A 25,954-nucleotide genomic window follows, 5' to 3' on the forward strand; every position below is an offset into this window, starting at 1 on the left:
CGGCGGTGGGGGATTAGCTCAGCTGGTAGAGCGCTTGCATGGCATGCAAGAGGTCATCGGTTCGAGACCGATATCCTCCACATCGCAACCCTGATTCCGTAACGGCTTCCCCATTTCTCGCGATCAATCCCACGACGGTCCAAGGGTGCGCTGTGTACCCAAGGTGTACCCTTTTGGACTGATGAGCTATTCGGATAACCGACTCGGCATCGAGGTCGAGCATCTAAACCGAATCATCGACTGTGTCCCCATTTTACGACGGCCGTCCACGAGATCACGTGGGCGCTGCCAATGGCCGCGCTTCATCGACTTCGATCAGATCTATTCAGTCTCTTGGACGACAAATGGTCAGGCATCGCGAATACTAGATTCCGAATGACCTCGAGCGCTTTGTCGCCGGCGTGCCCGTGCACCGGCGCAAGCAGAGGAGGCGCCTCTTTCGCGCTGCTAGGCGTCTGTCTTGCAGCTCTCGGCGCCTGATCGTGCCGGCGCTAGGCAGCTCTTTTTTCGACAAGCTCCTCCAGAGTGGGTTTGACCAGTGACGATGGAGAAGTGACCGCAAGCGTTTCTGGGACGCGGGCAAGGTGAGGTCGTAATGCGCATCTTCTTTTCGGTCGTCCTTGCGTTCGTCGTTATTCTCGAGTCCTACGCGATGAGCCTGATTCTTGCTTCTCGCAGATTCGACTCGGCGGAGAAGGTCCTCGCGGGGGCGCTATTTCTTGCGATTGTCGCGCTGCTCGTCTATGCGATGATACGTGGTGGCGAAAGCGAGCGCCGGCGCCGTGAGCAACGCATCAAGCGGGGGGAGAGCTCGAGCGGCCTCTAATGCGCGGGTCGCGTTCTCTAGCCAGTATGGCGACCCTGGACCAGCGTACCGATGCCGGCCGTGCGTGCACGCTGCGCTTCGTCCGAATACTCGCGCCTGAGCTGGTCGACCTCGGGCAGAACCGAGACAAACGCCGCGACGACCTTCGGGTCGAACTGGGAGCCGATGCCCCTCTCGACCTCCGCCACTGCCGCATCAACGGCCCATGCCTGCTTATACGGCCGAACGGACGTCAATGCGTCGAACACGTCGCTGAGCGCGCAGATCCGCCCTTCGAGCGGAATCGCGTCTCCTTTCTTGCCGTGCGGATACCCGCTGCCGTCAAAACGCTCGTGGTGACTGATCGCGATCTCTGCCGCGGTCCGAAGCAGATGCGACGAGCTATTTTTGAGGATCTCGAACCCGATCACCGTATGTTGCTTCATTGTCGCGAACTCGACGTCCGTGAGTTTGCCCGGCTTTAGCAAGATAGAATCTGGAATCGCGATCTTGCCGATGTCGTGCATCGGCGCGGCCATCAACAAGATTTCGCGCTCGTCTTCGGTCATACCTAAGGCGCGGCCGATGGCCTTGCAGTATTGCGCCATCCGGACGACGTGCATTCCGGTTCCCGTGTCGCGAAATTCCGCGACGCGCGCGAGCCGCCATATCGTTTCTCGCTCACGGGCGACGATCTGCGCCGTCGCTTTCTCGACCTCGACTGCGAGCCAACTAGCTCGATCCTCGAGCTCTTTGCGGCTGCGCCGCAGCTCGAGCATATTGCGAGCACGTGCTGTGAATTCGATGACGTCGACCGGCTTGGTCAAAAAATCGCTGGCACCGGTTTCCAACGCTTTGTAACGCAGATGCTTATCCGTCTCCGCTGTGATCATCAAAATAGGCGTTTCGCTCTTCCTTGGCAACAGGCGGAATGTTCGGATGAACTCGAGGCCGTCGGGTGAAGGCATGTTGTAGTCGACGACCACGACGTCCGGGTCGTTGGTCTTGCACCAGGTGAGCGCTTCCGCGGACACCGAAAAACATACCGCCGTCGATCCGCCAAGGTTGCGGACGATGCCCTTGTAGATTATCAGGTTCGGCTGACTATCGTCGACGATAAGGACGTTTATGGTCGCTCACCTCGATTAGCAGCAGCGTTGATGTTCTTGATGGCGAAGTCCACCATATGATCGATCGCGACGCTCAACTCGGTAGACTCGACTTGCGCTTTGTCCCAACTCATCGTCGTAATGCGGCTTTCGACCTGTGCCGCGAGCGTCGCCACCGTCTCGGCACCGACGTTGGCGGCAAAGCCTTTGAGCTCGTGGGCAGCGTGCCTCGCACTCTCCGCATCATGCGCGTCGAGAGCGCGCTGCAGCCGAGCTAAGATGCTGCCGGTATTTTCGACGGTTACGCGCAACAGCTCGTCCAGCGCCGCGTCGTCGTCGCCGAAGAACTGACGCAGCCGCGAGAGGTCCATCGGAGGCGACATCCTGCCGGCGCCCGACTGCTTGAGCACATCACCGCCGCCTGCTGACGGATGAGCGTCGCCTGTTACCCAACGGTCGAGCGTGGCCCGAAGACCGTCGAAGTCGACCGGCTTGGAAAGGTAGTCATCCATTCCCCGGGCGACGCAGGTCTCGCGATCGCCCTCCATCGCGTTTGCCGTCATAGCTATGATCGGGATATGAGCGCCGCTTTGTAGCTCCGCTTTCCTGATCTCGCGCGTCGCCTCGAAGCCGTCCATCTCGGGCATCTGGCAGTCCATAAAAATAACATCGTACCCACCGGCGGCGACGGCATCCACAGCCTCCCGCCCGTTGCGTACGAAGTCCGCGTCAACGCCTAGTCGTTTGAACTGCGCGGACGCAACTCGTCGATTGATTTCATTGTCTTCCGCGACAAGAATTTTGCGCACGCGCCCGTTGGCCGCCGGAGAGTCGCCGACCGCTGCCGCAGGCGGTGGTTTCTCGGAAACGGGTTCCGGCCCGTCCGCAGAACGATGGAGGGCCGCGGCGATGCAGTCAAAGAGGTACGACTGGCGAATCGGCCGCGACAGAAAATATGAAAACCCGGCGGGCCTCGGCGATTCCTGCGAGGACGTCACCGCGATGGGGTTGAGTAATATCAGTTTCGTCGCCGCGAGGCGCCTGTCGTCGGCAATCCCTTGGATGAGCTCGTCGCCCCGTACGAGGCCGCCATCGATAAACGCGAGATCGTACGGATCGCCTGCAGCGGCCGCGCTGCGCAACAACGTGAGCGCTTCTCGAATCGTCGACGCCGTCACTCCGTTGCGCATGCCCCAGTTGAAGAGGTATTGATGGAGGACGTCGCGCGAGACCGTGTCCGGGTCCACAACGAGCACGCGAACTCCGGCGAAAAACGGAGCGGCGAGCTTTGAGCGTTCCGCCGAGCACCGCCGCAAAGGGATAGTAAACCAGAAAGTCGTGCCGCGGTCCTGGTTGCGCTCGACGCCGATCTCACCTCCAAACAGTTCCACGATGCGCTTCGAGATCGACAGACCTAACCCCGAACCGCCGTAGCGCCTCGTCGTCGAGCTATCCGCTTGAGTGAAGGGCTCGAAGAGGCGCTCGAGAGCTTCGCCCGTGAGACCAATCCCCGTATCGCTGACGGCGATGCGGAGTACCACGCCGGCGACGCTCGATGATTGCTGATCCACCCTCAGCACGATTCCGCCGCTGTCGGTGAACTTGACCGCGTTTCCCGTCAGGTTGATGAGCACTTGACGCAGTTGCCCAGCGTCTCCGCGCAGCGCCGAAGGCACGTCCGGATCCACGTAACCTTGAATCGAAAGGCCCTTTTGCCGGGCGGCCGACGCGAAAAGCATCGACACGCTCTCAACCATCTTTAGCGGCGAGAACTCGACCTCGTCCAGCAAGACTTTTCCAGCCTCGAGTTTCGACAGATCCAATATCTGATTGATTATCGCCAACAGCGCTTCGCCGGATTCCTTGATGATGTCGACGTATTCGCTTTGTTCTTGCGTAAGCGCCATCGAGCTCAATAGGCCGATCGTGGCGATGATACCGTTCATCGGAGTGCGGATCTCATGGCTCATGTTCGCCAAAAACTCGGACTTAATGCGCGACGCTTCGTTCGCCCGATCGCGCGAACGCTCGAGTTCCGCGTCTTTTTCCCGGCGCTCGGTGACGTCGCGCGCAACGGCGTAGATCAGCCCGTCGTCCAGCGCCGGAATGGCACTCCACGCAAACCACCGATATTCGCCGTCCTTACGGCGGTAACGGTTCTCAAAGCCCTCGACGGCGAGCCCCTCGGTCAGCACATGGAGTGCGGCGGCCGAGGCATCGCGGTCGCCGGGGTGCATGTACTCGAACGAGGGAACCGACATCAGCTCGTCGCGCGTGAACCCCAGGGTTCTCTCCCAGGCTGGATTCAACCGCACGAAATATCCGTCGAAATTAGCGACGCACATCATGTCGATCGACATGTTGAAAACGCGATCCCGCTCGGCCTCGACTTTTTTTCGATCGCTGACGTCGCGGACGATGCTTAGCAAGACTCGCTCACCGTCGATATGCCCACCCTGGCCCGTGACCTCGACGGGAAAACTGCTTCCATCCTTGCGGAGATGCGTGCTTTCGAAGAAGATCGGGCCGTGGTCCGAGCTTTCAAGGTGTTTTGCTAGCGTCTGCCGCTCTTCGGGCACGCGCAAGTCGGCGGCCGTCATCTGCAGCAGCTCCGCACGGCTATATCCATATGCTTGCACCGCTGCGCCGTTCGCTTCGATGATGTGAGCGTCACGGCGGCGCACAAACAAGATGATGTCACGCGCGTGTTCGGCAAGCAGCTGGTAGCGTGTCAAGATTCCCTGACGCTGGGCCACGACATCCGCCATCGCGTGGAAGGCGCGATCGGCGCGAGCGATCTCGTCGTCGATTCCCGGCGGCGCCGGATCGCCGAGCGCGTTCCCTTGCGCAAATCGCTCCGCTTTGTCGCCCAACACAGAAATACGGCGGACTGTCCCTCGACTGAAAACGGCGATGAGCAACAGCGTTAATGCTAACGCTGAAACCGCGCTGGTGACGAGCAGGATGTTGAGGACATCAAACGAGTGGTGCAGTGCATCGTTGCGGATTGCTTGCAGGCGCGTCTCTTCGTTGATGAAAGCGATCATCTGCCTACGGAACGCATTCATAGGCGCCGACTCGGTCTCGAAGCGCGCGAGCGCCGCGGACCTGCCAAGCCGCCCGGACTCGGCCAGAGCTAGTGTACTTCGCATGAGGGCAAGACGCGTTGTAGCGACCGCGTCGAGGCTGTGAGCGGCTCGCTCTTGGCCCGGATTGTCGGAGACCATCTTCTCAAGCGAACCGAACTCTTGGGGTACGGCTGACATATCCGCTTTGCAACGCGAGGAATATTGGCTCGAACCGGTGATGACGTAGCCGCGCTTATTGTCTTCTGCGTCCAGCATCGTCTGCATCAATGCGGAGGTTTGCGCGAGTACAAGACGCGAGTGGTCTGCCAAAGCGACGGCGGAGGCGGTGTTGCGCTGAGCGAAGGCAATGAGCCCGATCGCGCCAAGGAGAAATACGAGCGGAATCGCCGTGAGGAGGAATACCTTATGGCCAAGTTTGAGCGACATGCGAAATGCCCGATGACTCCTTCCGAAGCTGCCGGCTGAACGTTCTCCCTCCTATGGGTATCGGCTATTTATAACGGCAAGTATGGGGATTCGCTCGGGCGGTAGGGGTTAATTTCATCCGGCAGACATCAGCGGTTCGTTCGTGCGGAAGCGCCCGGGCGTGTACTTTCCGACCTGTGAAAGACGTTTGTTACGCCGAATCACGCCTCAACGGCGTGCTTTGGGAATGGTTTTGACACCGATATATTTGCAGGGTTGGAGCTCGCGGCGGTCATTCACCTGAACCCAACTGCTCCATCACAACCTAAGCTCGTGGATCGAATAATCCGATCCGGTGCCGCTTCCGGGCGCGGCGAGCGCGCCACGCGTATAGCTTGAGCTGGTCGCCAACGTGCGGGCGCTCAGAACGTGATGGTGCCTGACCATTGAACGGTATAGGTGCCCGTGTTCCCGGCCCGCACGTGATGACGACAGTTCCGCTTCGCGTCGCTTGCACAAACCTTCCGGTCTCCCCATTGATGGCGAACGTCATGGTCGTGGTGCGAGTGCGAAAGCAAGGCAGCTTGGGTAAGACTATTGCATGAAGCCCCGTATCAACATCATAACGTTAGCGGTTTCCGATCTCGAACGCGCATTGCGCTTCTACCGCGACCTAGGTTTCAAGTCGCCCGGCATTGTCGGTGAGGAATTCATCGGTGACGCTAAGCAAGCGGCGGGCGCCGTCGTCATGTTCAAAATGGCTAGCCTCACTCTCGCCCTCTATCCTCGCGCGGAGCTGGCGAAAGATGCCAATATTCCTCGGGGGCCCGCGAAAACGGGCGAATTCAGCATCGGTCAACTCGTGGATAGCCGAAAATCAGTCGACGCTGTTCTCGAACAGGCGAAGAACGCCGGCGCGACCATCGTCGACCCTGCTCACGAACGCCCCTGGGGTATTTACTCAGGCTATTTTCGCGACTTGGACGGTCATCTCTGGGAGATCATCTACAATCCGTGATAATAGAAGGGCGGCGAAAGCCGATCTGCTTCGCCGCCTTCTTTCTGTGTGGGTATGCGAATCAGCTTGACGGTTTTGCGACGAAGCTGAACGCGGGTGGCATCCCTGAGTAGTCGCCGCCGATGCGCGGGTATTGCGTTGCGGTTCCGGCGATCGTGCCGTCGTCATTCATCGTACCGTAGACCCGCAGCGAGCCGGTAGACCCGATATCGAGCCACAGCTCACTTCCGCGGGTTCCACCCGTCACTTCGACCGGCGGTCCAGCGTCGGCAGGTATGTACGAGCCGCTGATCGTGCCGTCGTCGGACACGCTCAACGTCATCTTGCCGACGATGGCACCGGCAGAAGGCAGCGGTAGCGTCTGCGTCATCACGGTGTTGTAGCTGTGCGTCTGCGTCGTAGCTGACGCGAAAGATGCCGAGGGGGCGATGGCGAGAGCGGTGCCCGAGAGAGCCGCTGCGCACGCCAGGATCGCGATAGTGCGTCTCATTGTCGTTTGAATCATCTCCCTACATGAATCCTGAATTCGTCCTAGCTTGTAAACGTAAAACCGAACGCGAGCGTTACGCTCGATCTCCGTATATGACGGCGGTAAAGGGATTGCCGGTCGCTCGTCCGTAGCCGCAAATCAACAGGGCCGCCCTTGAGGAGATCGCATTCGTGCATCGTCATATCGTCGTCACCTTGCTCGCTCTCGCGACGTGGTGTGCAGCGGGGGCCGTCGCTTCCGCCCAGCCTGCGCTCGTCAGGGTGAGCACTGACCATTTCACGACATCAGGATTTCAGCATAAGACCGAGGTCGAGCCGCAGACCTACGCGTACGGCAACACGATCATAAGCGCTTTCCAAGTCGGCCGCGTCGGTACGCAAGGGGTCGGCAGCGAAGATATCGGTTGGGCGACGTCGCTCAACGCCGGGTCGACGTGGCAACACGGCGTACTGCCGGGAATCACGAAAGGGCAGAATCCGAACAACAAGTACGACGGCGTCAGCGATCCGTCGGTCGTCTACGATGCCGCGCACGGCGTTTGGATGATCGCATCGCTGCCGCTAAGCAACACGCTGCAGTCCTCGCCGGCGGTCCTCATCAGCCGATCGACGGATGCCTTGCACTGGCGCCGTCCAGTCGGCATCGCACCGCGCACGCAGTCGGCGGACAAGGACTGGATCACGTGCGATAATACCTCGACGAGCCCGTTCTTCGGCCACTGCTACGTCGAGTGGGATGAGCCCGCCGGCGGCGACTTGATCATGATGAGCACGTCGACCGATGGTGGCGCGACGTGGAGCCCTGCGAAAACCACGGCGAACGGCGACGGGGGACTCGGCGGCGAACCGCTCGTGCAGCCGAACGGAACTGTGATCGTTCCGGCTTGGGGCGGGCCCGGCATCATCGCCTTCGAGTCGACGAACGGCGGTATGAGCTGGACCGGCGCCGTCAACGTCGCGGAGATATTCTGGAACGGCGACCCGGGCGGCATCCGCTCGAACCCGCTGCCGTCGACCTCGATGGATGCATCGGGGAAGATCTACGTCGCCTGGTCGGATTGCCGCTTCAGGACGAACTGCTCCTCGAACGACATCGTCTATGCGAGTTCGGCCGACGGCGTGAACTGGTCGGCGGTGTCGCGCGTCGCGATCGATCCGACGTCGAGCAGCGTCGATCACCTCGACCCCGGTTTCGGCGTGCAGCCGACGACGTTCGGATCGTCGGCGAACATCGCGGTCACCTTCTACTTCTTCCCGAACGCCAATTGTTCGTTTTCGACCTGCCAGCTCGGCGTCGGTTTCGTGTCATCCACGAATGGCGGTATGTCGTGGAGCAGTCCGACGACGCTCGCCGGTCCGATGCAACTTTCGTGGCTCGCGAACAGCGACATCGGGTACATGGTCGGTGACTACATCACGACGGCGTTCGTCAACTCGACGCCGTATAGCGTCGTCGCGATCGCCAAACGGCCGGTCGGCGGGCTTTTCAACCAGGCGATGTACACACCAGTGGGCGGACTCGCGTCGCCGCGATTCGGGCCACAATTCACGTCGATGTTCGATGTGGCTCATCCCGACTACCGGTTCTTATTCCACTGGCATCGGATACCGCCGAAGGGCGTCAAGGCCGAGCACGAGGGCTAGGCCGATAAACCCCGGAGGGCGAGCACTGCTCGCCCTCCTTTATCGTGACCGTGTCCTACTCAGGACGGATCAGATCCTCCGCGCGAGTTGCAGACCTAAGATCGACCCGATCCCAGAACAATCGTCATAGCCCGTCAGACAAGGTATGCCGTTGTTGCCGCTCACGACGTCCGTGTATATCAGGTAGCCGTGCAGCTTGAAGGTTCTGTAGAGCGACGGGTTGGCGAAGCCGACGCGACTGCCTTCGACTTGGTCTACCTGCCCGAGAAACGCCGCCGTCGCCGGCGCTGCCCATGACGTCCCTCCGATGACTCCCCAATTCCCATTGAGGTAGAACGCGTCCGGGAAATATGGACCGGACACGTCGGGGATGTTCCGCGTCGTCGTCGAGAATACGCCGGCCAGGCCGACTTGATAGTGCGGGATCGGGAAGATGTCTGATGGGCCGCCGCCAGAGCCCGAATCCTCATGCTGGCTGATGAGATTGCCATTCGCATCGATCGAAGGATCGACGCCGCCGACCGACGTGAAGTAACGCGTGACGGCAGGGACATCCTGGCCGGTTCCATCCGCGCACTTACCGCCGCGGCCGAAGTCGCCGGTGCTGGCGACGAAGCTGATACCTTCGGCAGCGCCTTCTTTCGTGATCGTCGTGATCGTGTCGATGACGCTTTGTGCGACGTCGTCCTCGCAAAGACCGAAGCTCGAGCTCACGACCTCTGCGAGATCGTCGGACACGGCCTTCGCGTACGCGTCCGTGATCTCTGTCCACGTGAACGCCGCGCCGAAGTTGTACACGTACATGTCGGCCCCAGGATCCATGGCGCCGACGGTCTCGGTGTCGAGCGTGGATTCGACGCTGTTGTTCGGGTCGTACGGCTGGCCGCCATCGACTGGGACGTGCACGACCTTGCCCTTGCGCTGGATGTTGAAATACGCGGTGAACGCGTTGAGATCGTTGTCCGAACTATCGTAGTCGATCGCGATCGCGACCGCTTGGCCGTGACCGCCGAAGCCATGCTGAACGGGATAATTGTACGCTTGCGCGATCGCGAATGGACCGTAGCCGCCACGCGGGCCTTTAAGCGGGGGCCCGAGCTTGTCGGGCAAGCCGTCGCTCTTGGCGAGTATGTGATCGGTCGTCGGACCGTGCAAGTCATCGAAACCGATGACGTCGCGGACGGCTCCGCCCAGCGCCCCCGGCACATACGCCGGCGTGACGTTCGCGTAACGGATGCCGCTTGCACCGGCTTGTCGAACGGCGTCGATTCGCGTGTTGAAATACCGCTCGACGACCGCCGCGGATGCACGCGCGTGGAGGATGGTGCCGTCGGGCGACGCGCTCACGGAAAATCCAGCGCGCGTGAGCAGACCGGTGACCTGTCGCTCGGCCTGAGCGCTTGGCGCGAACGCGGCGCGGAACTGCGCGCTCGTCAAGAAATGGCGGAAGAACGGCGATGACGGGTCGCTGACCGCGTCGACGAATTGATCGAGCTGGGCGTCATTCCTGAAGCGCATGACGACCGAGAGCGTGATCGGTTGCGCCGCCCCGACTCTCCCGAGATCGGTGAGGCCGGCGCTACGCGGCGGTGCGACGATCGCTGCGTACGGCGCAGCGGATGCAGCGGCCGTCATCGCGATCACAGCGGCCGACGCCGCCGTCAAGAGCAGTGCCAAAGAGGTTAGCCTACGCATCGTTCCCCCTCCGTGTCAGGCGAAATCGCATTGATAAGTGCGCTCGTGTTCGGACGGCGACGTACCGCTCCTGTCGTGTGCGTGACGAACGCGCTGAAAGGCCCAATACTCTAGAGCAATCGAACAATGGGACCATGAAGCGTCGTGGACGCCGGCGCGTCGGCTGGGCGTTGCGCCTCCCAGCTATTTATCTCGTATTGTTCGCTGCGACGTCGCTTTACGCGCTGAACGCGCTTTCAGAACCGTGTCAGGACCCAGACTGCCTCAACACTTTTAACGGGCTGCTCGCCCCAGGGATGCTGCTGCTTCCGTGGATCGACTGGATCCATGCCGCGAACGTTTGGATCGTCTACTGCGTTCCGCTGGCGCTCAACGCGCTGATCCTCATGGGTGTCGGCATCCTCATCGACAAGCGCGCACGCGGAACTTGACGATCCTCGTCACGAGCGCGAGCGGCAACGGTTTGTCGAATGGGAACTGGATCGAGCCCTTTGCAAATCTGTAGCTCGATAGCTCGTCCTTGAAGTGCGCGACGCCGCCGGCGCCAGGATAGAACCCGATGTGGTTCGAGAACGCGGCGTACCAGACGAGCATGCGGTTCATCTTGAACGCCGGGATGCTATAGCTAATGGTCTCGGTCGCGCTAGGCGCGGCTTTGCGGATCGTCGCGCGCATCTGCTTCAGCCTGCGCCGCACGTCCGCCGGAAAACCCGCGATGTAGTCGTCAACGGTTTTCGAAGCCCTTTCCGCCATAGTTGAATGTCACCTCACGATGCCCGACCTTCGCGGCGCGGACGAGCCTCCCCCGGGGAGCAGCAGAGCGATACGGCAAAGCACGGACGATGATCAAAATGCTCTTCCTTTGTCCGCTCATAATAGTCTCCAGGTCGATCGCGTCTGCGGCGGCACCCGCGCCGGCTCCGAAAGAGACGGAGCCGCCCGGGCTCACGTCCGGAGTGCTTGCGAATCGTTCATTTCTCGTGTCGACGTCCGAGGGCGCTGGAATCGCGCGCTATTTCGGCAACGGATCGCTCGACGGCTCGCGGACCGCGACTCGCGCAATGATCATCGTCCACGGCGTCCTGCGCAACGCGGATACGTACTTCGCAACCGGTGAGCTCACGCTGCGCGCGGCGCATGCGGACGACACGCTCCTCATCGCGCCGCAATTCGTCGAAGCGGTCGACCTCAAAGGTCACGACGTCCCGGCGACGACACTTCGCTGGAGCGACGATTGGGCCGATCAGCACCTACTCGGTCTTCGACGCGATGCTCGAGCGGCTCGCCGATCGGACGCGATTCCCCAAGCTCACGTCGATCGTCGTCGTCGGTCATTCCGCCGGAGGCCAGATCGTTCAGCGCTACGCTGTTGTCGGTAATGGTCCGAGCCTCATCGCGAACAGCGGCGTGCGCGTCCATCTCATCGTCTCAAACCCGTCCTCATACCTCTACTTCGGCGGGCAGCGCCCGTACGCGCACAAGGGCTGCGCCGATTTCGATCATTGGCGCTACGGCTTCATCGACGCTCCGCCCTACGTCGATGCCTCCTCAGCTGCGTACGAACAGCGTTATATCGCGCGCGACATCACCTACCTGCTCGGGACCGCCGATACAAATCCGCGCGAGTGGGATCTCGACACGTCGTGCGCCGGCGAATCCCAAGGACCGCATCGTTTCGCTCGCGGCAAGGCGTACGCCGCGTATCTGAAGCGACGCCATCCCGCCGGCACGGCGCAGGATTACGCGTTCGTCCCCGGCGTCGGTCACGACAACCGGAAGATGTTCACATCGGCATGCGGGATCGCCGTCATCTTCGACAGGCCACGATCGGCGTGTTCGGTGGCTCATAAGATCTGACGCACGCGCTCGACGAGAAGCTTAGTCGTTGTCCGGGGGCTCCGCCCGCCAACTATTCATGATCTGCGCTTTTGAGTAGAGCGTCGTCACCGGTTTGTACGGGAGCGGCGTTTGGTTGAAATCAAAACAGTCGGATAGGTCATCGGCGCGCGCGTCGGTATAGCCAAGCGAGCCGAGACTCCAGTTGCCTTCGATGAAGCGCAAGAGGCTGCCGAATTCGTGCGGCACCTTCGAGACGTAGCCCGCCTTCGCGTACGGCGAGATGACGATGAGCGGCACGCGAAACCCTAACTCGTAACTGTTGTAGATCGTCGGCGCGACATGGTCGTACCACCCGCCCCAGTCATCCCAGGTCACGAAGACCACGGTGCTGTTCCAGTATCGGCTCGAGCCGACTGCGTTGACGACATCGCCCACCCACGACGGTCCTGTGTTCGACTGCGATAATGGGTGATCGGAATTCGCGCCCGTCGGCACCACCCACGATACGGCGGGAAGCGTTCCGCGGGAGATCGCGTTGAAGATGTTCGTCTCAGGCACCGACACTTTCGACCAATCGGACCCGAATCGGATATGGCGTATCGCCTCCGGACCCGTCCATAAGAAGAACGGCTCCGGCGTGAAGTATCGCCACGAAACGCCCTTCCCATCGAGGAGATCCGGCAGCGTCGGGTGGTCGAAACACGGGAATATGGTCTGATTTTCGTCGCCCTTCGTGTTGATCAGCGCGACCGTGCTTCCGGGCGGTGAGTCACATCCTGAGTTCTCTTTGCGGACGCCGTCCAGATAGGCGACGTTTTCGGCCGCAAGCAGATCCGTGCCCACCGACGGCGCAGACGTGCCGGAGATGATGTACTGGTGCGCCGGAAAGCTCGGTCCTTCGTTGCTCTGGAACATGTGGTCTGCGAACGTGAACTGCTCGGCGAGTTGGAAGTACGGCTTCGTCTCCGACTGCGGCACGTATCCGTATGCGGGGAAAGGCGGTGCCGTCGATCCGGTTGCCGGATGGACCGGCTCCTTGTCAAAGCCGTCCATCTTTCCACCGTCATATTCCACGACAAAACCGCCAGGGACGCCATCTATTCCGGCATGGCTATGATCGAGATCGTACGGCGCTTCGAGCGGTATGGACTGGAGCGGCACGATTTTTCCGGTCGACGTCTTACCGCTCGTCACCGTGTCCGCACCGGGAAAGCCGTTGAAGAGATCGTCGACCGTGCGGTTCTCTTGGACGATGATGATGACGTGTTTGATCGGCGTTTGCGTGGCGGGCGTCGACACTGGGAGCGGCGCCATCGAACCGCCTCCGCCGCCGCAAGCACTCAGCACGACGCAGGCGGATATCGCTGCGAACGAGGCGACCTTGCGAAGCATGCCCGTTACCCTCATGCCGGTTCGGTAAGTTCCGCCCCGTTTTCAGCATGATACCCTCGGAGCGCACCGACATGATTAGAGGCGCGTTAGTGGCTGATGACGTCTTGATGACCGGCGCAGCGCTCCGGCCAGCGGTCGAAATGAGCAGAATTGAGCCCCGCGGCTCAAGGACGGCTCGCTCGCCGTTTTGAATGCGCGTCATCCACCATTCATCGACCGCCGCGCTGCCTAGCGATGCGGCGCTCTCCGTTGGAGGTCGTAGTCATGCGCATCGAACGTATTCTCGCAGCGGCCGCCGCGTCGACCGCGATCTCGGTTTTCGCCGGTTGTTCCGCGAACTCGACTGTTCAAAGCACGCCTCTCGTCCAGCCGCCCCCAAATGCGACGACGATCCGGCCGGCCACGGCGCAGACGCTCATCTACGCGTGCGAGTTCACAGCAAACGCATGCGTCTGGTACGTCCACGGCATGAATCGAGTCGCCGGTACGCTGACCGGCTTGTCGTTTCCAAGCGGCGTCGGTGTCGACACGGCCGGCAACGTCTACGTCGCGAACTTCGGAGCGCAGAACGTGCCGGTCTACGCGAAAGGCTCGACGATGGTGCTCCGGACGCTCGATGATAGCGGGCATCTGCCCGTCGACGTCAAGGTCGACCCTAGCGGCACCGTCTATGTCGCGAACCTGCAAGACACCAACAGCTCGTCGGGCAGCATATCCGTGTATGCGCCCGGCAGCACGACGATCACGCGCGTCATCACGGATCCGAATTTCGGTACCGTCTCAGGCATCGCGATCGACGAGCACCGCGAACTCATCGCTTGCTACAACAACGCTAATGGCGGTTTCTGCGATGAGTTCGTCCACGCACGAGGACACGGTACGACAGTCGTCTCGAACCCGGGAGCGGCCGGCATGGAAGGCGTTGCGTTTGACAACGCGGGAAACCTCGCGGTCCAAAGCGTGTTGGCCGGCACGCAGTACTTCACGCCGAGCTTCTCTCCGTGCGGCACAGATCCGGTGAATGGCGAGGAGATGTACCTAGCCTTCGACCGCTCCGGAGGCGACATCTACAAGACGAACACGGGCAGCTTCATCGAAGAAGACGCGTACGGGCCTTGCTCCGGGGCGACGCTCGAGAAGAAATACGACGCGGGCCTCAACGGAAACGTGCCCTACGGTGTCGCCGTCGATCCAGCGAGCCGTATCTGAGCGGGAATCAGCTCGGGCGAGAACGGGCCGGATTTTCATAAAAGCGACTGATCAAGGCTTCAGCCGGATTTCAGTCGGTATAGGTATCCTTTCATAGTCGGCGCTCGGCGTTCGAGTTCCGACGTCGGAGGGAGGCTATATGAAAATCACGGCTCTTACACGCCAGCTCGCCACGGGATTTACGCTCGCAGCGCTGGCCGCGGTCGTCATACAAGGTTGTGGCGGTGGCGGTTACGGCGGTGGATCGGCGTACAATCCGCCTCCCCCGCCGCCGCCCAATCCATCGCCTTCGCCTGGGCCGGTCATCCACGTCAATTTCTTCGGCGGCGGCAACGGCTCGATCAACATGGGTGCTCCGTTCAATGTCGTCACCGGCTTCACACAGCAGGCGCACGCACAGGTCATGGGCTTCTCCCCCGGCGAGATGATCACGATCACGAACAACGACACGACCGCGCACACGGTGAACGTGTTTAGCGCGTATCCGACTCCGGGTCCGCAAAGCACGGCGACGGACGATAACGGCGGTACCTTCGGCCCCGGCTTTCTGAGCGGACCGATCGCTGCCGGTGGAACGATCGGACCCTTCATGGTGACGAACACAACGGGCAATCTGTTCATCATCTGCGGTATCCACTTCGCGGATGGCATGCAAGACGGCATCGTCGTCCAAGTCGGCGCTACTCCGGGTCCCGAGGCGACACCGGCTCCGCAATCGAGCGGCGGCGGCGGCTGTAAAGGCTACGGCTGCTAGCCAACCACAATCTGTAGCGGTCGAGCTTTAGCTCGACCGGAGACGACCTCGCAGTTGCAAGGCCGCGGCGGTCGAGATAAATCTCGACCGCTCCCTTTTTCTTTTTCGCGATGGATCGGCCGCGGCGGTCGAGATAAATCTCGACCGCTCCCCTTTTTTCGTGATGAATCGGTCGCGTTTGTCGTAATGGATCGGTTGCGTGCTAGAGCATGGCGAGAGCGAGTCGGGCTGCACCCAAAGCCGGTTCGACGTTTTCGTGCAGCGCGATCGGACCGGTTTCGCGCACCGCCCGTTCGACGCCGTCGCGTATCGGCGAAAACGCGCCGAGGATGGAACCGACGAGCAATGTCACAAGTGGCGCGTCGGTCCGGACGAGTGTCGCGACGTAGCGCGCGTCCGCTGCCAGAGCTTCTGCCTCCGAGGCGATGATGCGACCGGCTGCTTCGTCGCCGAGCTGGGCCGCCTGCGCCAAGAGTGGTGCGAGCGATGCGACAAGCGCGACGTCGAACGCCGGCCAGCCGATCTTTTCGAGAATCTCGTTCGATCGACGTACGCCTAAGCGCACGGCGATCGCATCGGACAGCGCGCCGCGCGGCGCATCTCTATCGAGCGCTCGCGCCGTGTGTCTTAGCGCAGCCAAGCCGAGCACGGTGCCGCTGCCCGGATCACCGATGAGCGCGCCGTGCCCGCCGAGGCGCACGGGAGATCCGTCACCGCGTTCGCCGTACACCATGCTCCCCGTGCCGGCTATCACCACCATCGCCGGACGCACGTCAGCAACCACACCCAGCGCTGCGACCGCATCGATGCATACGGCGACGGCGACGCCGGCTGGAAGCATCGCACGTAGGTCCTCTTCTGCCGCGGCGCGCGAATCGGGGTTCCCGATCCCCGCACTGCCAAGGCAAACTGCGCGAACGGAGCTTCCTTCGAGCAAAGGCTCGACGACGGAGGCTACCGCTTGACGCGCTGCGTCTCGGCCGGCGCTCCACGGGTTGGCGCCCGGCGCACGAGCCCGCGCAAGCTCCCGACCACCCGCGTCCACAAGGACGCCGAGCGTCTTCGTGCCGCCGGCGTCGATACCGATCGCGATGCCCTCGCGTAGATCAGCCACGCGAAGGCCGATCGCTCAATGTTGGTATTGGAAGGGTCGCCGAATCGGCGGCGGCTGCGTGAAATCGAACTCGCTCGTCAGATCGCCGAGACCCGGGTAGTCTTCGCGGACATCAGGCCGCGAATCCGGCCGACCGTCCGTGTTCGGATCGATCCGCGACGAACTCAAGAAGACGTCCTCGATGAACTTCAGATACGCGTCGAAGCTCAGCTCTTGATGGTCGATATATCCGTGCTTCGACCACGGGCTGATGAGCAGACCCGGCACGCGAAATCCATAACCGCCCGCGTCGACGTTCGGCGGATTCACCTGATCGAAGAACCCGCCCCAGTCGTCCCAACTCACGAAGATCGCGGTCGTGCTCCAATCGGGACCGTTCTGGACGTCATCGACGAGCTTCTGGACGAATTGCTGACCGAAGTTGACCGGCGTCGACGGATGGTCGCTGTTCCTGAAATTCGGAACGACCCACGAGACGGCCGGCAACGCGCCGCGTTGCGCGGCGCTCTCGAAATTGACGCCCGGCTGGATGTTCGACAGCTGGTTGTCTTCCTTGACGTCGTCGAAGTCGGGCAGCGGATTCCAATCGCTGCCGATGCTGTACGTCTGGAACGGGACCGAGCCTTCCGACGGATCCTCGAAGGCCATCTGCTCGGTGCCCTTATCGGGGTAGACGTAGTAGCCCCAGGAGACGTTCGCGGCGTGGAGCAGCCACGTGATGTCCGTCCACGGGAACTCCGGCGTCTGGTTATAGCTGACGTTGAGGATCGTCGAGCACGTCATCGGGTCGTTCGGCACCGTGCAGCGCGCGGACCAACCCGACACCATATAGAGGTGAGCGATGGCGCTCCACGAGCTCGTCGCCGAATACATCTGGTCTTGGAGCACGTAGTTCTGGGCGAAGCCCCAGTAGATCGGCAGCTCAGCGGCCGTGTGGTAACCCATCACTTCGTCGGGGTTCGGGTTGCGACGGTCCATCTCGGCGTCCTTGATGAATCCGTCCATCTTGCCGTTGTCGCGATCGACGAGGAAATCCGCCTCGCCGTGACCGGCGCCGTAATTTTTGAGCAACGTGTCGTGATACGGATAGATGCACATGCCCGTCTTCGGATCGGGCACGCAGATCGACGGCTTGCCGTTCTTGAACGGAATGCCATGGGCGCCCGGATACGTGCCGAAGAACGTGTCGAACGAGCGGTTCTCCATCATGATGATGACGACGTGTTTGATATGCGAGAGCCCGACGTCGACGCCGCGACCGGGAGTCGTCAGGTTCGACGCGCCCGCCTGTGCGGGCGCGATCGCCGCCACCATCATAGCCGCCACGAGCATGGCTAGTCGTATGCGATCGAGCACGGATCCAGATTTCGCAAACGAAAAGAAGACATCCCGCGGGCGAGTGGTCCTATTTTACGCCGTTCACGAAAACGCTTGGATACCTGTCTGCGCGCGACCGAGGATGAGCGCGTGGATGTCGTGCGTGCCCTCGTACGTGTTGACCGCTTCGAGGTTCATGACGTGGCGGATCACGTGGAATTCATCGCTGATGCCGTTGCCGCCGTGCATGTCGCGTGACATACGCGCGACATCGAGCGCTTTGCCGCACGAGTTGCGCTTCACGAGCGACACCATCTCCGGCGTCGCGGCGTGCTCGTCCATGAGCCGTCCGACCCGGAGCGCGCCTTGTAGGCCGAGCGCGATCTCGGTCTGCATGTTCGCAAGCTTCAATTGTATGAGCTGGTTCGCAGCGAGCGGTCGGCCGAACTGTGAGCGCTCAAGCGTGTAGCGGCGCGCAGCCAGCCAGCAGAACTCCGCCGAGCCGAGCGCGCCCCACGCGATCCCATAGCGCGCTTTGTTGAGGCAGCCGAAAGGACCCGCGAGCCCTTCGACGCCGGGCAGCAGGTTCTCGCGCGGCACGCGCACGTCGTCCATGATGATCTCGCCGGTGCTCGACGCCCGAAGCGCGAATTTCCCCTCGATGGGCGGCGCCGACAAGCCTTTGGCGCCGCGCTCGATGAGAAAGCCACGGATGACGTCGTCCTCATCCTTCGCCCACACGACGAAGAGATCGGCGATCGGCGAATTCGTGATCCACGTCTTCGCGCCGCTCAGGCGGAAGTCGCCGTTCGAGCGGCGCGCGCGTGTGACCATGCTTCCGGGATCCGATCCGTGATCGGGTTCGGTAAGGCCGAAGCAGCCGACGATCTCGCCCTTGCCGAGCCTCGGCAGGTAGCGCTCGCGCTGCTCCTCGGTGCCGTACGCGTGGATCGGGTGCATGACGAGACTCGACTGCACGCTCATCGCCGAACGATAGCCGCTGTCGACGCGTTCGACCTCGCGCGCGATCAGACCATAACTGACGTTGTTGACGCCCGCGCAGCCATACCCGTCGATCGTCGAGCCGAGAAAACCAAGCGCGCCCATCTCGTCGAGGATCTCGCGGTCGAAGCGCTCGCGGCGGTTCGCTTCGAGCACGCGCGGCATGAGCTTCTCCTGGCAATAGTCGCGCGCCGCATCGCGGACCATCTTCTCCGCGTCGCTTAGCTGCGAATCGAGGAAGAGCGGGTCATCCCATCTGAAGACGCTCATGCCGGCAGCACCGCTGTCGCCTCGATCTCGACGAGCGCGCCGTCTTCGACGAGACCCGACACCTCGACGACCGACATCGACGGGAAGTGCCGACCCATGACGGCGCGATACGCCTCCCCGATCGCTCCGCGCTTTGCGATGTACTCGCGCTTGTCGACGACGTACCACGTCAAGCGCACGATGTCATCGGGTTTACCGCCCGCCGCGGCGACGATCGAGACGACGTTTGACAGCGCCGCCTTCGTCTGGCGCGGCAGGTCGTCGCCGGCGAGGCGCAGCTTATCATCCCAGCCTATCTGACCGCTGACGAAGAGGAGCGTACCCGACGCGGTCACGCCATGTGAGTAACCGGCTCCTCGAGGCCAGCCGGCGGGTTCGACGACCTTCATCTACTGGCTGTCTCCTCGCGCAGCTTGAAACGCTGCAGCTTCCCGGTCGCTGTCCGCGGCAGCGCGCTGACGAATTCCATCGCGCGCGGATACTTGTACGGCGCGATCGTCGCCTTGACGTGATCTTGCAGTTCTTTCACCATCGAGGGGCTTGCCTGCGAACTCTCGCGCAGCACGACGTACGCCTTGACGATCATTCCCCGCTGATCGTCGGGGATGCCGACGACCGCGCACTCGAGGACGGCGGCATGCGCGAGCAGAGCGAACTCGACTTCCGGACCGGCGATGTTGTTGCCCGCCGAGACGATCATGTCGTCGGTGCGCGCCTGATACCAGAAATAACCGTCCTCGTCCATCGAATACGCGTCACCGGTGAGATTCCAGCCGCCGACGACGTACGTCTTTTGCCGTTCGTCCGCGAGGTAGCGGCACCCGGTCGGACCTTTGACGGCGAGCCGGCCGACGACGCCGGGTTTCGCGCGCTTGCCGTCGTCGTCGAGCACGCACGCGGTGTATCCGGGCACGGCTTTGCCGGTCGATCCCGCGCGGATCTCGTCGCCCGAAGCGCCGATGAAGATGTGGAGCATCTCCGTCGAGCCGATGCCGTCGATGATATCGATGCCCGTCGCATCTTTCCAGGCCGCGCGGGTCGCGCTCGGCAGCGCCTCGCCCGCGGAGACACATTTCTTGAGGCTCGCGATGTCGGCGTTGCCGACGAGCGGCGTCAACGCCCGATACATCGTCGGCGCGGTGAAGCACACCGTCGCCTTGTAGCGCGCGATCGCGTCGAGCAGCAGCTCGGGCGACGTCTTCTCCAGCTGCAGCGCTGCGGCGCCCGCGCGCAGCGGGAAAAGGAGCGCGCCCCCGAGCCCGTACGTGAACGCGAGCGGCGGCGTGCCGCAGAATACGTCGCTTGCATCCGGGCGCAAGACGTGCTGCGAAAATGTGTCGCACACGGCGAGGACATCGCGATGGAAATGCATCGTGCCCTTCGGCACGCCCGTCGTACCCGACGTGAACGCGATCATGCAGACGTCGTCGGCTGCCGTGTCGACGGCCAGGAAGGATGCCGGTTTCGCAAGCATCGCCGCTTCGAGGGAGTTCCCCGTTGGCCCGCTGTCACCGTAGTAGACGATCCGCTCGAGATCCGAGCAGCGCTCCTTCGTCGTTTCGAGGTCGGCTGCAAGGCCCGCTTGGCAGATCGCTGCGCGGACGCGCGCCTTGCCGACGACGTCGGTGAGCTCTTTGACGCGCAGCAGGGGCATCGTCGTCACGGCGATGCAGCCCGCTTTCATGACGGCGAGCCACGCGGCGACCATCGTCGCATCGTTGGGACCGCGCAACAGCACGCGCGAGCCGGGCACGCAGCCGAGCTCGTCGACGATGACGTGTGCGATGCGATCGGTTCGCTCGAGCAGCTCGGCGTAGGTCAGACTTTCCTTCGGCGTGACGATCGCGGGTCGGCCGCCGTGCTTGGCGCGCACGTTGACGTCGAGCAGTTCCACACCGCAGTTGAGCCGTTCGGGGTATTGCAGTTCCGGCAAATCGAAGCGCATCTCCGGCCATTGCGAACGCGGCGGCAAATTGTCGCGCGCGAACGTGTCGATGTGCGCCGACTGCGTCATCGACCGGCCGCCTGGCCGTCGTCCGACAACTCGTGGCGGCCGACGATCAGCTGCTGCACTTCGGTGGCGCCTTCGTAGATGCGAAGCGCGCGGATGTCGCGATAGAGACGTTCCACGACGTTGCCCCGCACGACGCCGAGCCCGCCGTGGATCTGCACCGCGCGGTCGATGACCTTCTGTGCCGCCTCGGTGGCGAACATCTTCGCGATGGCAGCCTCTTTTGTCACGCGGCGCTGCGTCGTATCGCGAAGCCACGCCGCCCGGTAGACGAGCAGCGCGCTTGCATCGACGAGCGCGGCCATGTCGCCGATCGCCGCCTGCGTCAGCTGGAAGTCGGCGAGGGTCTGTCCGAACATGCGACGGCTGCGTGCGCGCATCACCGCTTCATCGTGTGCGCGACGCGCGAAACCGAGCGCCGCCGCAGCGACGGACGGTCGGAAAAGATCGAGCGTCTCCATCGCCACTTTGAAACCGTCCCCTTCGGCGGCGATCCTGGCCTTTGCGGAGATCCGGCAACCGCGCAGTCGCATCGTCGCGAGCGGATGAGGCGCCATGACCTGGATCCGAGCTTCGGTTTCAAGGCCCGCCGTGCCGCGGTCGACGATGAACGCCGTAATGCCCTTGCTTCCGGACTGCTCGCCGACGCGCGCGAAGAGGACGTAAAAATCGGCCGCGCCGCCGTTCGACGTCCACGTCTTGACGCCGTCGAGGACGTAGTCGTCGCCGTCGCGACGAGCGGTGGTCGTCAAGGCGGCCACGTCGGATCCGGCATCCGGCTCGGAGAGCGCGAAGGCCGCGACCGCGCTGCCGTCGACGACGCGCGGCAGATATCGATCCTTTTGCTCCGCCGTGCCGCGCAGCGCGATCGAGCAGCTCCCGAGGCCCTCGAGCGCGAACGCGAAGTCCGCGAGTGCGTCGCGGTAGGCAAGCGTCTCGCGGATGATGCAAAGCGATCGGCAATCCACCGCCGGCGAGACGCCGCCGTGCGACGCGGGGACGCAGTAGCGAAGCCACCCGCCTGAGGCGAGAGCTTGTACGAGCCGCCGGACGGCAGCGTCGATGTCGTCCGGCTCTGTGCCGTCGACGAGGGTTTTCGCCGCCCATGACTCGACGCCGTTCGCCAGCTCGCGGTGCGGCTGGTCGAGCCACGGCCACTCGAAGCGATCGGCAGCCGCCATCAGTCGCCCTCGAAGCGCACGGCGCGCTTGGCGGAGAACGCTTCGAAGGCTCGACGGAAATCGTTCGTCTCCATGAGCAGCGCCTGTTCGCGCGCCTCCTCATCGATCGCGTCGTCGATACCCATCGACCATTCGCGGTGGATCATCTTCTTCGTGACAGCGTGCGCGAGGGTCGGCCCCGCGGCAAGATCGCGCGCGCACTGGGTCGCTTCGGCGAGCACGGCCTCGGGCTCGCTGACGCGATTGTAGAATCCCCACGCGAGCGCCTCGTCGCCGGGCATCGAGCGGCCTGTGAACAGCAGCTCCGCCGCCCGGCCGGCGCCGATGATGCGCGGAAGGATGCTGCACGCGCCCATGTCGGCACCAGCAAGGCCGACTCGGACGAAGAGGAACGCCACCTTGCTTCGCGCTGTGCCAAACCGCAGGTCCGACGCCATCGCCAGGATAGCGCCGGCGCCCGCACACGCGCCGTCGATCGCCGCGACGATCGGCTGCGGGCACGCGCGCATCGCCTTGACGAGTTCGCCCGTCATCTGCGTGAAACGGAGCAGTTCGTCCGGCGTCGACTTCGTCAGCGGACCGATGATCTCGTGGACGTCGCCGCCCGAGCAAAAATTGCCGCTGGCGCCGGTGAGCACAACGGCTTTGATCTTGTCTTTCAGATTTGCGAGCGAACGGAACGCTTGGATTAGCGCGTGGTAGCCCTCGAACGTGAGCGCGTTCTTCCGCTCGGGCCGGTCGAGCGTGATCGTCTCGACCGCACCGTCGATCGACCAAGTGAATTGCCCGGCGTGTTCCTGATGCAGGCTCATCCGGTGCGCTCCCCGTTGCGCGACGCAGCGTGGCGCTTCAGCTTCGCGAGCGGTTCGAACAGTTGCGACTGCTCGCGTTTCGACAAGCCGGAAAAAAGCGAGATGATCCAACGCTCGTGCGCGCGCGCCATCTCGGCGAAGGCGCGTTTGCCGGCGCTGGTCAGCCTCACCGTGAATGCCCGGCGATCGCCCCGAACCGCATGCCGCGCGACGAGGCCCGCGGCCTCGAGCTCGTCCGCGATCCCCGTGACGTTGCCGCCGGTCACCATCATGCGTTCGGAGATCTCGCCCATCTTCAGCCCCGCCGGATTGCGTTCGAGCTGCGCCATGAAATCGAATCGGGGCAGCGTCGTGTGGAACTCCCTGCGCAAACCTCGCCGGACCTGCTGCTCGATGAGATTCGAGCACGACAGGATGCGCAACCAGAGGCGCAGCGCCTGATGGTCGTCGCGCCGAGCTCGCGATTCGTGATCGAGCGACTCCATGCGCTGCATCAGATCGGCCCGACCGGCGCGGCGGCTCGCGAAAGGTTGCGCTCGAGCTGCGATTTGCCTTGGAGATACTGCACGGGCCACTGCTGGTCGGCGTAGCCGAGCGCCGCCGCCGCGTGGAGCGTCCAATAGGGATCGGCCAGATGCGGGCGCGCAAGCGCGCACAAGTCGGCGCGTCCGGCGGCGATGATGCTGTTGACGTGGTCGGGCTCGAAGATGTTCCCGACCGCCATCGTCGCGATGCCGACCTCGTTGCGGATGCGGTCGGAGAACGGCGTCTGGAACATGCGGCCGTAGACCGGTTGCGCGAGCCGCGACGTCTGGCCGGCCGATACGTCGACGAGGTCAGCGCCGGCCGCTTTGAACATGCGCGCGACCTCGACCGAATCTTCCGGTGCGATGCCGCCGGGCACCCAATCGGTCGCCGAGATGCGGACGGACATCGGCTTATGCTTCGGCCACGCCGCGCGCATGGCGCGGAAGACCTCGAGCGGATAGCGCATGCGGTTTTCGAGCGATCCGCCGTATTCGTCGGTGCGGTGATTCGAGAGCGGCGTGATGAAGCTTGAGAAAAGATAGCCGTGCGCGCAATGCAGCTCGAGCATGTCGAAGCCGCACGCCTCGCCCATCTCGGTCGCACGGACGAACTGGCCGCACACGGCATCCATGTCGGCGCGCGTCATCTCTTTCGGCAACTGATTGTTCGGCCCGGAGCGCATCGCCGAGGGCGCGATGAGCGGCCAGTTGCCAGACTCGAGAGGCTCGTCGCCCTCCTCCCAGCCGAGTTGAGTCGATCCTTTCGGTCCTGCGTGACCGAGCTGCAGCGCGATCTTCGCGGGCGTGTAGCCGTGGACGAATTCGACGATGCGCGTCCACGCGTCGACGTGCTCTTCCTTATACATGCCGGCACAGCCGGGCGATATGCGCGCGTCGTCGGCGACGTTCGTCATCTCGGTGAAGACGAGCCCCGCGCCGCCTTGCGCGCGCGCGCCGAGATGGACGAGGTAGAAATCGCCGGGAGTACCGTCGATCGCGCTATACATGGCCATCGGCGAGACGACGACGCGGTTGCGGAGCTCGAGCTCGCGCAGCTTGAACGGGGTGAACATCGGCGGCGCGGGCTTGCTCTTCGTCTCGCGCTTTGGCACGCCGTTCGAGGAGACGTTCGCGATCCGCGCTTCGACGCCGCGCACGAAATCGGCGTCGCGCAGGCGGAGATTCTCGTGGCCGAAGCGCTGGCTGCGCGTGAGCAGACTGTATGCGAACTGCGTCGGATCGAGCGTCGTGTATCGGGAGACGTGCTCGAACCATTCCATGCTGTTGCGCGCCGCGCTCTGAAGCTTGAGGACTTCGGTGCGGCGCTCGTCCTCGTAGATCTCGAAAGCTCGCTCGACCGAGGGCGCCTCGTTGAGCGCACGGGCAAGGACGATCGCGTCTTCCATCGCGAGCTTCGTGCCCGAACCGATGGAGAAATGCGCGGTATGGGCGGAGTCGCCAAGGAGCACAGTATTGCCGCGCCGCCAAGTCCCGTTGCTGACGCGGATGAACTTGATCCACGGTGATGACAGGTGCGAGGCGTTGCTAAGAAGCTTGGCGCCGCCGATGTAGCGCCCGAACAGTTCTTCGCAAAACGCGACCGTTTCGGCGGCGGTCCTGCCTTCGAGGCCTGCTTTCTTCCACGTCTCCTCGCGGCACTCGACGATGACCGTGCTCGTGTCTTTGTCAAAGCGGTATGCGTGCACTTGGAACCAACCGGCCGGCGTCTCTTCGAAGACGAATGTGAAGGCGTCGAACAGGTGGCGGGTGCCGAGCCAGACGTACCGGCAGCGCCGCTCGTCGAGCTGCGTCTGGAAGTCGGCGGCATGCTGCCGCCGGATGACGCTGTTCGCGCCGTCGGCGATGATGACGACGTCGTACGACCCCGCGAGGCTCTCGTCGCCGTCGATCTCGGATTGGAAATGGAGCCCGACGCCGACCTCTCGAGCGCGTTCTTGGAGGATGTTGAGGAGCTTCTTGCGCGCGATGCCGCTGAACCCGTGGCCACCGGAGCGCAGCACCTGCCCGCGGAAGTGTATGTCGATGTCATCCCAATGGATGAAGTCGTCGACGATGCGCTGATGGGTCTTCGGATCGGCGACGGCGAGATTGCCAAGCGTTTGATCCGAGAAGACGACGCCCCAGCCGAACGTGTCGTCGGGCCGGTTGCGCTCGAAGACGTCGACGACGTGCGATGGATCCGCACGCTTCATCAGGAGCGCGAAATAGAGCCCCGCCGGACCGCCGCCGATGACCGCGCTGCGCATTTTCA

General features: G+C 62.9%; 21 protein-coding genes and 1 tRNA gene. 7 read left to right on the forward strand and 15 right to left on the reverse strand.

Annotation, left to right across the window (positions count from 1 at the left end):
* Positions 1 to 7: 7 nt before the first annotated feature.
* A tRNA-Ala gene (locus VFO25_04765) sits at positions 8 to 80 on the forward strand.
* A 763-nt stretch (positions 81 to 843) separates the two neighbouring features.
* On the opposite strand, the gene VFO25_04770 is transcribed toward VFO25_04765, so the two are convergent.
* Positions 844 to 1,935 (reverse strand): HD domain-containing phosphohydrolase, encoded by a 1,092-nt coding sequence (locus tag VFO25_04770; protein ID HET9342203.1) that lies wholly within the window; start codon positions 1,933 to 1,935, stop codon positions 844 to 846.
* Entirely contained in the window at positions 1,932 to 5,429 is a 3,498-nt protein-coding gene (locus VFO25_04775) for a PAS domain S-box protein (GenBank protein ID HET9342204.1), read from the reverse strand. Before VFO25_04775 ends, VFO25_04770 begins: the two co-directional genes overlap by 4 nt.
* A 580-nt stretch (positions 5,430 to 6,009) precedes the next feature.
* Here VFO25_04775 and VFO25_04780 point away from each other — a divergent pair.
* Positions 6,010 to 6,426: a VOC family protein gene (locus VFO25_04780; GenBank protein HET9342205.1), complete on the forward strand. Its 417-nt coding sequence runs from the start codon at positions 6,010 to 6,012 to the stop codon at positions 6,424 to 6,426.
* 61 nt (positions 6,427 to 6,487) lie between these two features.
* On the opposite strand, the gene VFO25_04785 is transcribed toward VFO25_04780, so the two are convergent.
* Positions 6,488 to 6,916, reverse strand: coding sequence for a hypothetical protein (locus tag VFO25_04785; protein ID HET9342206.1), 429 nt, complete (start codon positions 6,914 to 6,916; stop codon positions 6,488 to 6,490).
* A gap of 170 nt (positions 6,917 to 7,086) precedes the next feature.
* On the opposite strand from VFO25_04785, the gene VFO25_04790 reads away from it, so the two are divergent.
* Positions 7,087 to 8,559 (forward strand): sialidase family protein, encoded by a 1,473-nt coding sequence (locus VFO25_04790; GenBank protein ID HET9342207.1) that lies wholly within the window; start codon positions 7,087 to 7,089, stop codon positions 8,557 to 8,559.
* 69 nt (positions 8,560 to 8,628) lie between these two features.
* On the opposite strand, the gene VFO25_04795 is transcribed toward VFO25_04790, so the two are convergent.
* Positions 8,629 to 10,254, reverse strand: a complete 1,626-nt coding sequence (locus VFO25_04795) for a S53 family peptidase (GenBank protein ID HET9342208.1) — start codon at positions 10,252 to 10,254, stop codon at positions 8,629 to 8,631.
* Positions 10,255 to 10,388: 134 nt separating this feature from the next.
* Here VFO25_04795 and VFO25_04800 point away from each other — a divergent pair, with 134 nt between their 5' ends.
* The gene (locus VFO25_04800) at positions 10,389 to 10,685 is read left to right on the forward strand and encodes a hypothetical protein (protein HET9342209.1); all 297 of its coding nucleotides are present in this window, start codon (positions 10,389 to 10,391) and stop codon (positions 10,683 to 10,685) included.
* On the opposite strand, the gene VFO25_04805 is transcribed toward VFO25_04800, so the two are convergent.
* On the reverse strand, positions 10,657 to 11,007 hold the full coding sequence (locus tag VFO25_04805; protein ID HET9342210.1) for a DUF1801 domain-containing protein: 351 nt from the start codon (positions 11,005 to 11,007) through the stop codon (positions 10,657 to 10,659). The two genes, VFO25_04800 and VFO25_04805, sit on opposite strands and share 29 nt — an antisense overlap.
* Before the next feature lie 384 nt (positions 11,008 to 11,391).
* On the opposite strand from VFO25_04805, the gene VFO25_04810 reads away from it, so the two are divergent.
* Positions 11,392 to 12,111: an alpha/beta fold hydrolase gene (locus VFO25_04810; GenBank protein ID HET9342211.1), complete on the forward strand. Its 720-nt coding sequence runs from the start codon at positions 11,392 to 11,394 to the stop codon at positions 12,109 to 12,111.
* Positions 12,112 to 12,132: 21 nt separating this feature from the next.
* Here VFO25_04810 and VFO25_04815 read toward each other — a convergent pair whose 3' ends face one another.
* Complete coding sequence (locus tag VFO25_04815; GenBank protein HET9342212.1) at positions 12,133 to 13,485, reverse strand: alkaline phosphatase family protein; 1,353 nt, start codon at positions 13,483 to 13,485, stop codon at positions 12,133 to 12,135.
* 264 nt (positions 13,486 to 13,749) lie between these two features.
* Here VFO25_04815 and VFO25_04820 point away from each other — a divergent pair, with 264 nt between their 5' ends.
* The gene (locus tag VFO25_04820) at positions 13,750 to 14,694 is read left to right on the forward strand and encodes a hypothetical protein (GenBank protein HET9342213.1); all 945 of its coding nucleotides are present in this window, start codon (positions 13,750 to 13,752) and stop codon (positions 14,692 to 14,694) included.
* Between the two features lie 139 nt (positions 14,695 to 14,833).
* Positions 14,834 to 15,448, forward strand: coding sequence for a hypothetical protein (locus VFO25_04825; GenBank protein HET9342214.1), 615 nt, complete (start codon positions 14,834 to 14,836; stop codon positions 15,446 to 15,448).
* 202 nt (positions 15,449 to 15,650) lie between these two features.
* Here VFO25_04825 and VFO25_04830 read toward each other — a convergent pair whose 3' ends face one another.
* The 9 genes from VFO25_04830 to VFO25_04870 form a co-directional block, all read right to left on the reverse strand.
* Complete coding sequence (locus VFO25_04830) at positions 15,651 to 16,562, reverse strand: BadF/BadG/BcrA/BcrD ATPase family protein (GenBank protein ID HET9342215.1); 912 nt, start codon at positions 16,560 to 16,562, stop codon at positions 15,651 to 15,653.
* Between the two features lie 15 nt (positions 16,563 to 16,577).
* The gene (locus VFO25_04835) at positions 16,578 to 17,918 is read right to left on the reverse strand and encodes an alkaline phosphatase family protein (protein ID HET9342216.1); all 1,341 of its coding nucleotides are present in this window, start codon (positions 17,916 to 17,918) and stop codon (positions 16,578 to 16,580) included.
* 63 nt (positions 17,919 to 17,981) lie between these two features.
* A complete protein-coding gene (locus VFO25_04840; GenBank protein ID HET9342217.1) occupies positions 17,982 to 19,151 on the reverse strand; it encodes an acyl-CoA dehydrogenase in 1,170 nt (389 codons plus the stop codon).
* Positions 19,148 to 19,540 (reverse strand): RidA family protein, encoded by a 393-nt coding sequence (locus VFO25_04845; protein HET9342218.1) that lies wholly within the window; start codon positions 19,538 to 19,540, stop codon positions 19,148 to 19,150. Before VFO25_04845 ends, VFO25_04840 begins: the two co-directional genes overlap by 4 nt.
* Positions 19,537 to 21,165: a benzoate-CoA ligase family protein gene (locus VFO25_04850; protein HET9342219.1), complete on the reverse strand. Its 1,629-nt coding sequence runs from the start codon at positions 21,163 to 21,165 to the stop codon at positions 19,537 to 19,539. The genes VFO25_04845 and VFO25_04850 overlap by 4 nt, the downstream gene beginning before the upstream one ends.
* Positions 21,162 to 22,343, reverse strand: coding sequence for an acyl-CoA dehydrogenase family protein (locus VFO25_04855; protein HET9342220.1), 1,182 nt, complete (start codon positions 22,341 to 22,343; stop codon positions 21,162 to 21,164). The genes VFO25_04850 and VFO25_04855 overlap by 4 nt, the downstream gene beginning before the upstream one ends.
* A complete protein-coding gene (locus VFO25_04860) occupies positions 22,343 to 23,155 on the reverse strand; it encodes an enoyl-CoA hydratase family protein (protein HET9342221.1) in 813 nt (270 codons plus the stop codon). The genes VFO25_04855 and VFO25_04860 overlap by 1 nt, the downstream gene beginning before the upstream one ends.
* A complete protein-coding gene (locus tag VFO25_04865; protein ID HET9342222.1) occupies positions 23,152 to 23,640 on the reverse strand; it encodes a MarR family transcriptional regulator in 489 nt (162 codons plus the stop codon). Before VFO25_04865 ends, VFO25_04860 begins: the two co-directional genes overlap by 4 nt.
* An 8-nt stretch (positions 23,641 to 23,648) precedes the next feature.
* Positions 23,649 to 25,949: a bifunctional salicylyl-CoA 5-hydroxylase/oxidoreductase gene (locus VFO25_04870; protein HET9342223.1), complete on the reverse strand. Its 2,301-nt coding sequence runs from the start codon at positions 25,947 to 25,949 to the stop codon at positions 23,649 to 23,651.
* Positions 25,950 to 25,954: the final 5 nt, after the last annotated feature.

This window comes from Candidatus Eremiobacteraceae bacterium, assembly GCA_035710745.1.
Lineage (GTDB): Bacteria > Vulcanimicrobiota > Vulcanimicrobiia > Eremiobacterales > Eremiobacteraceae > JANWLL01.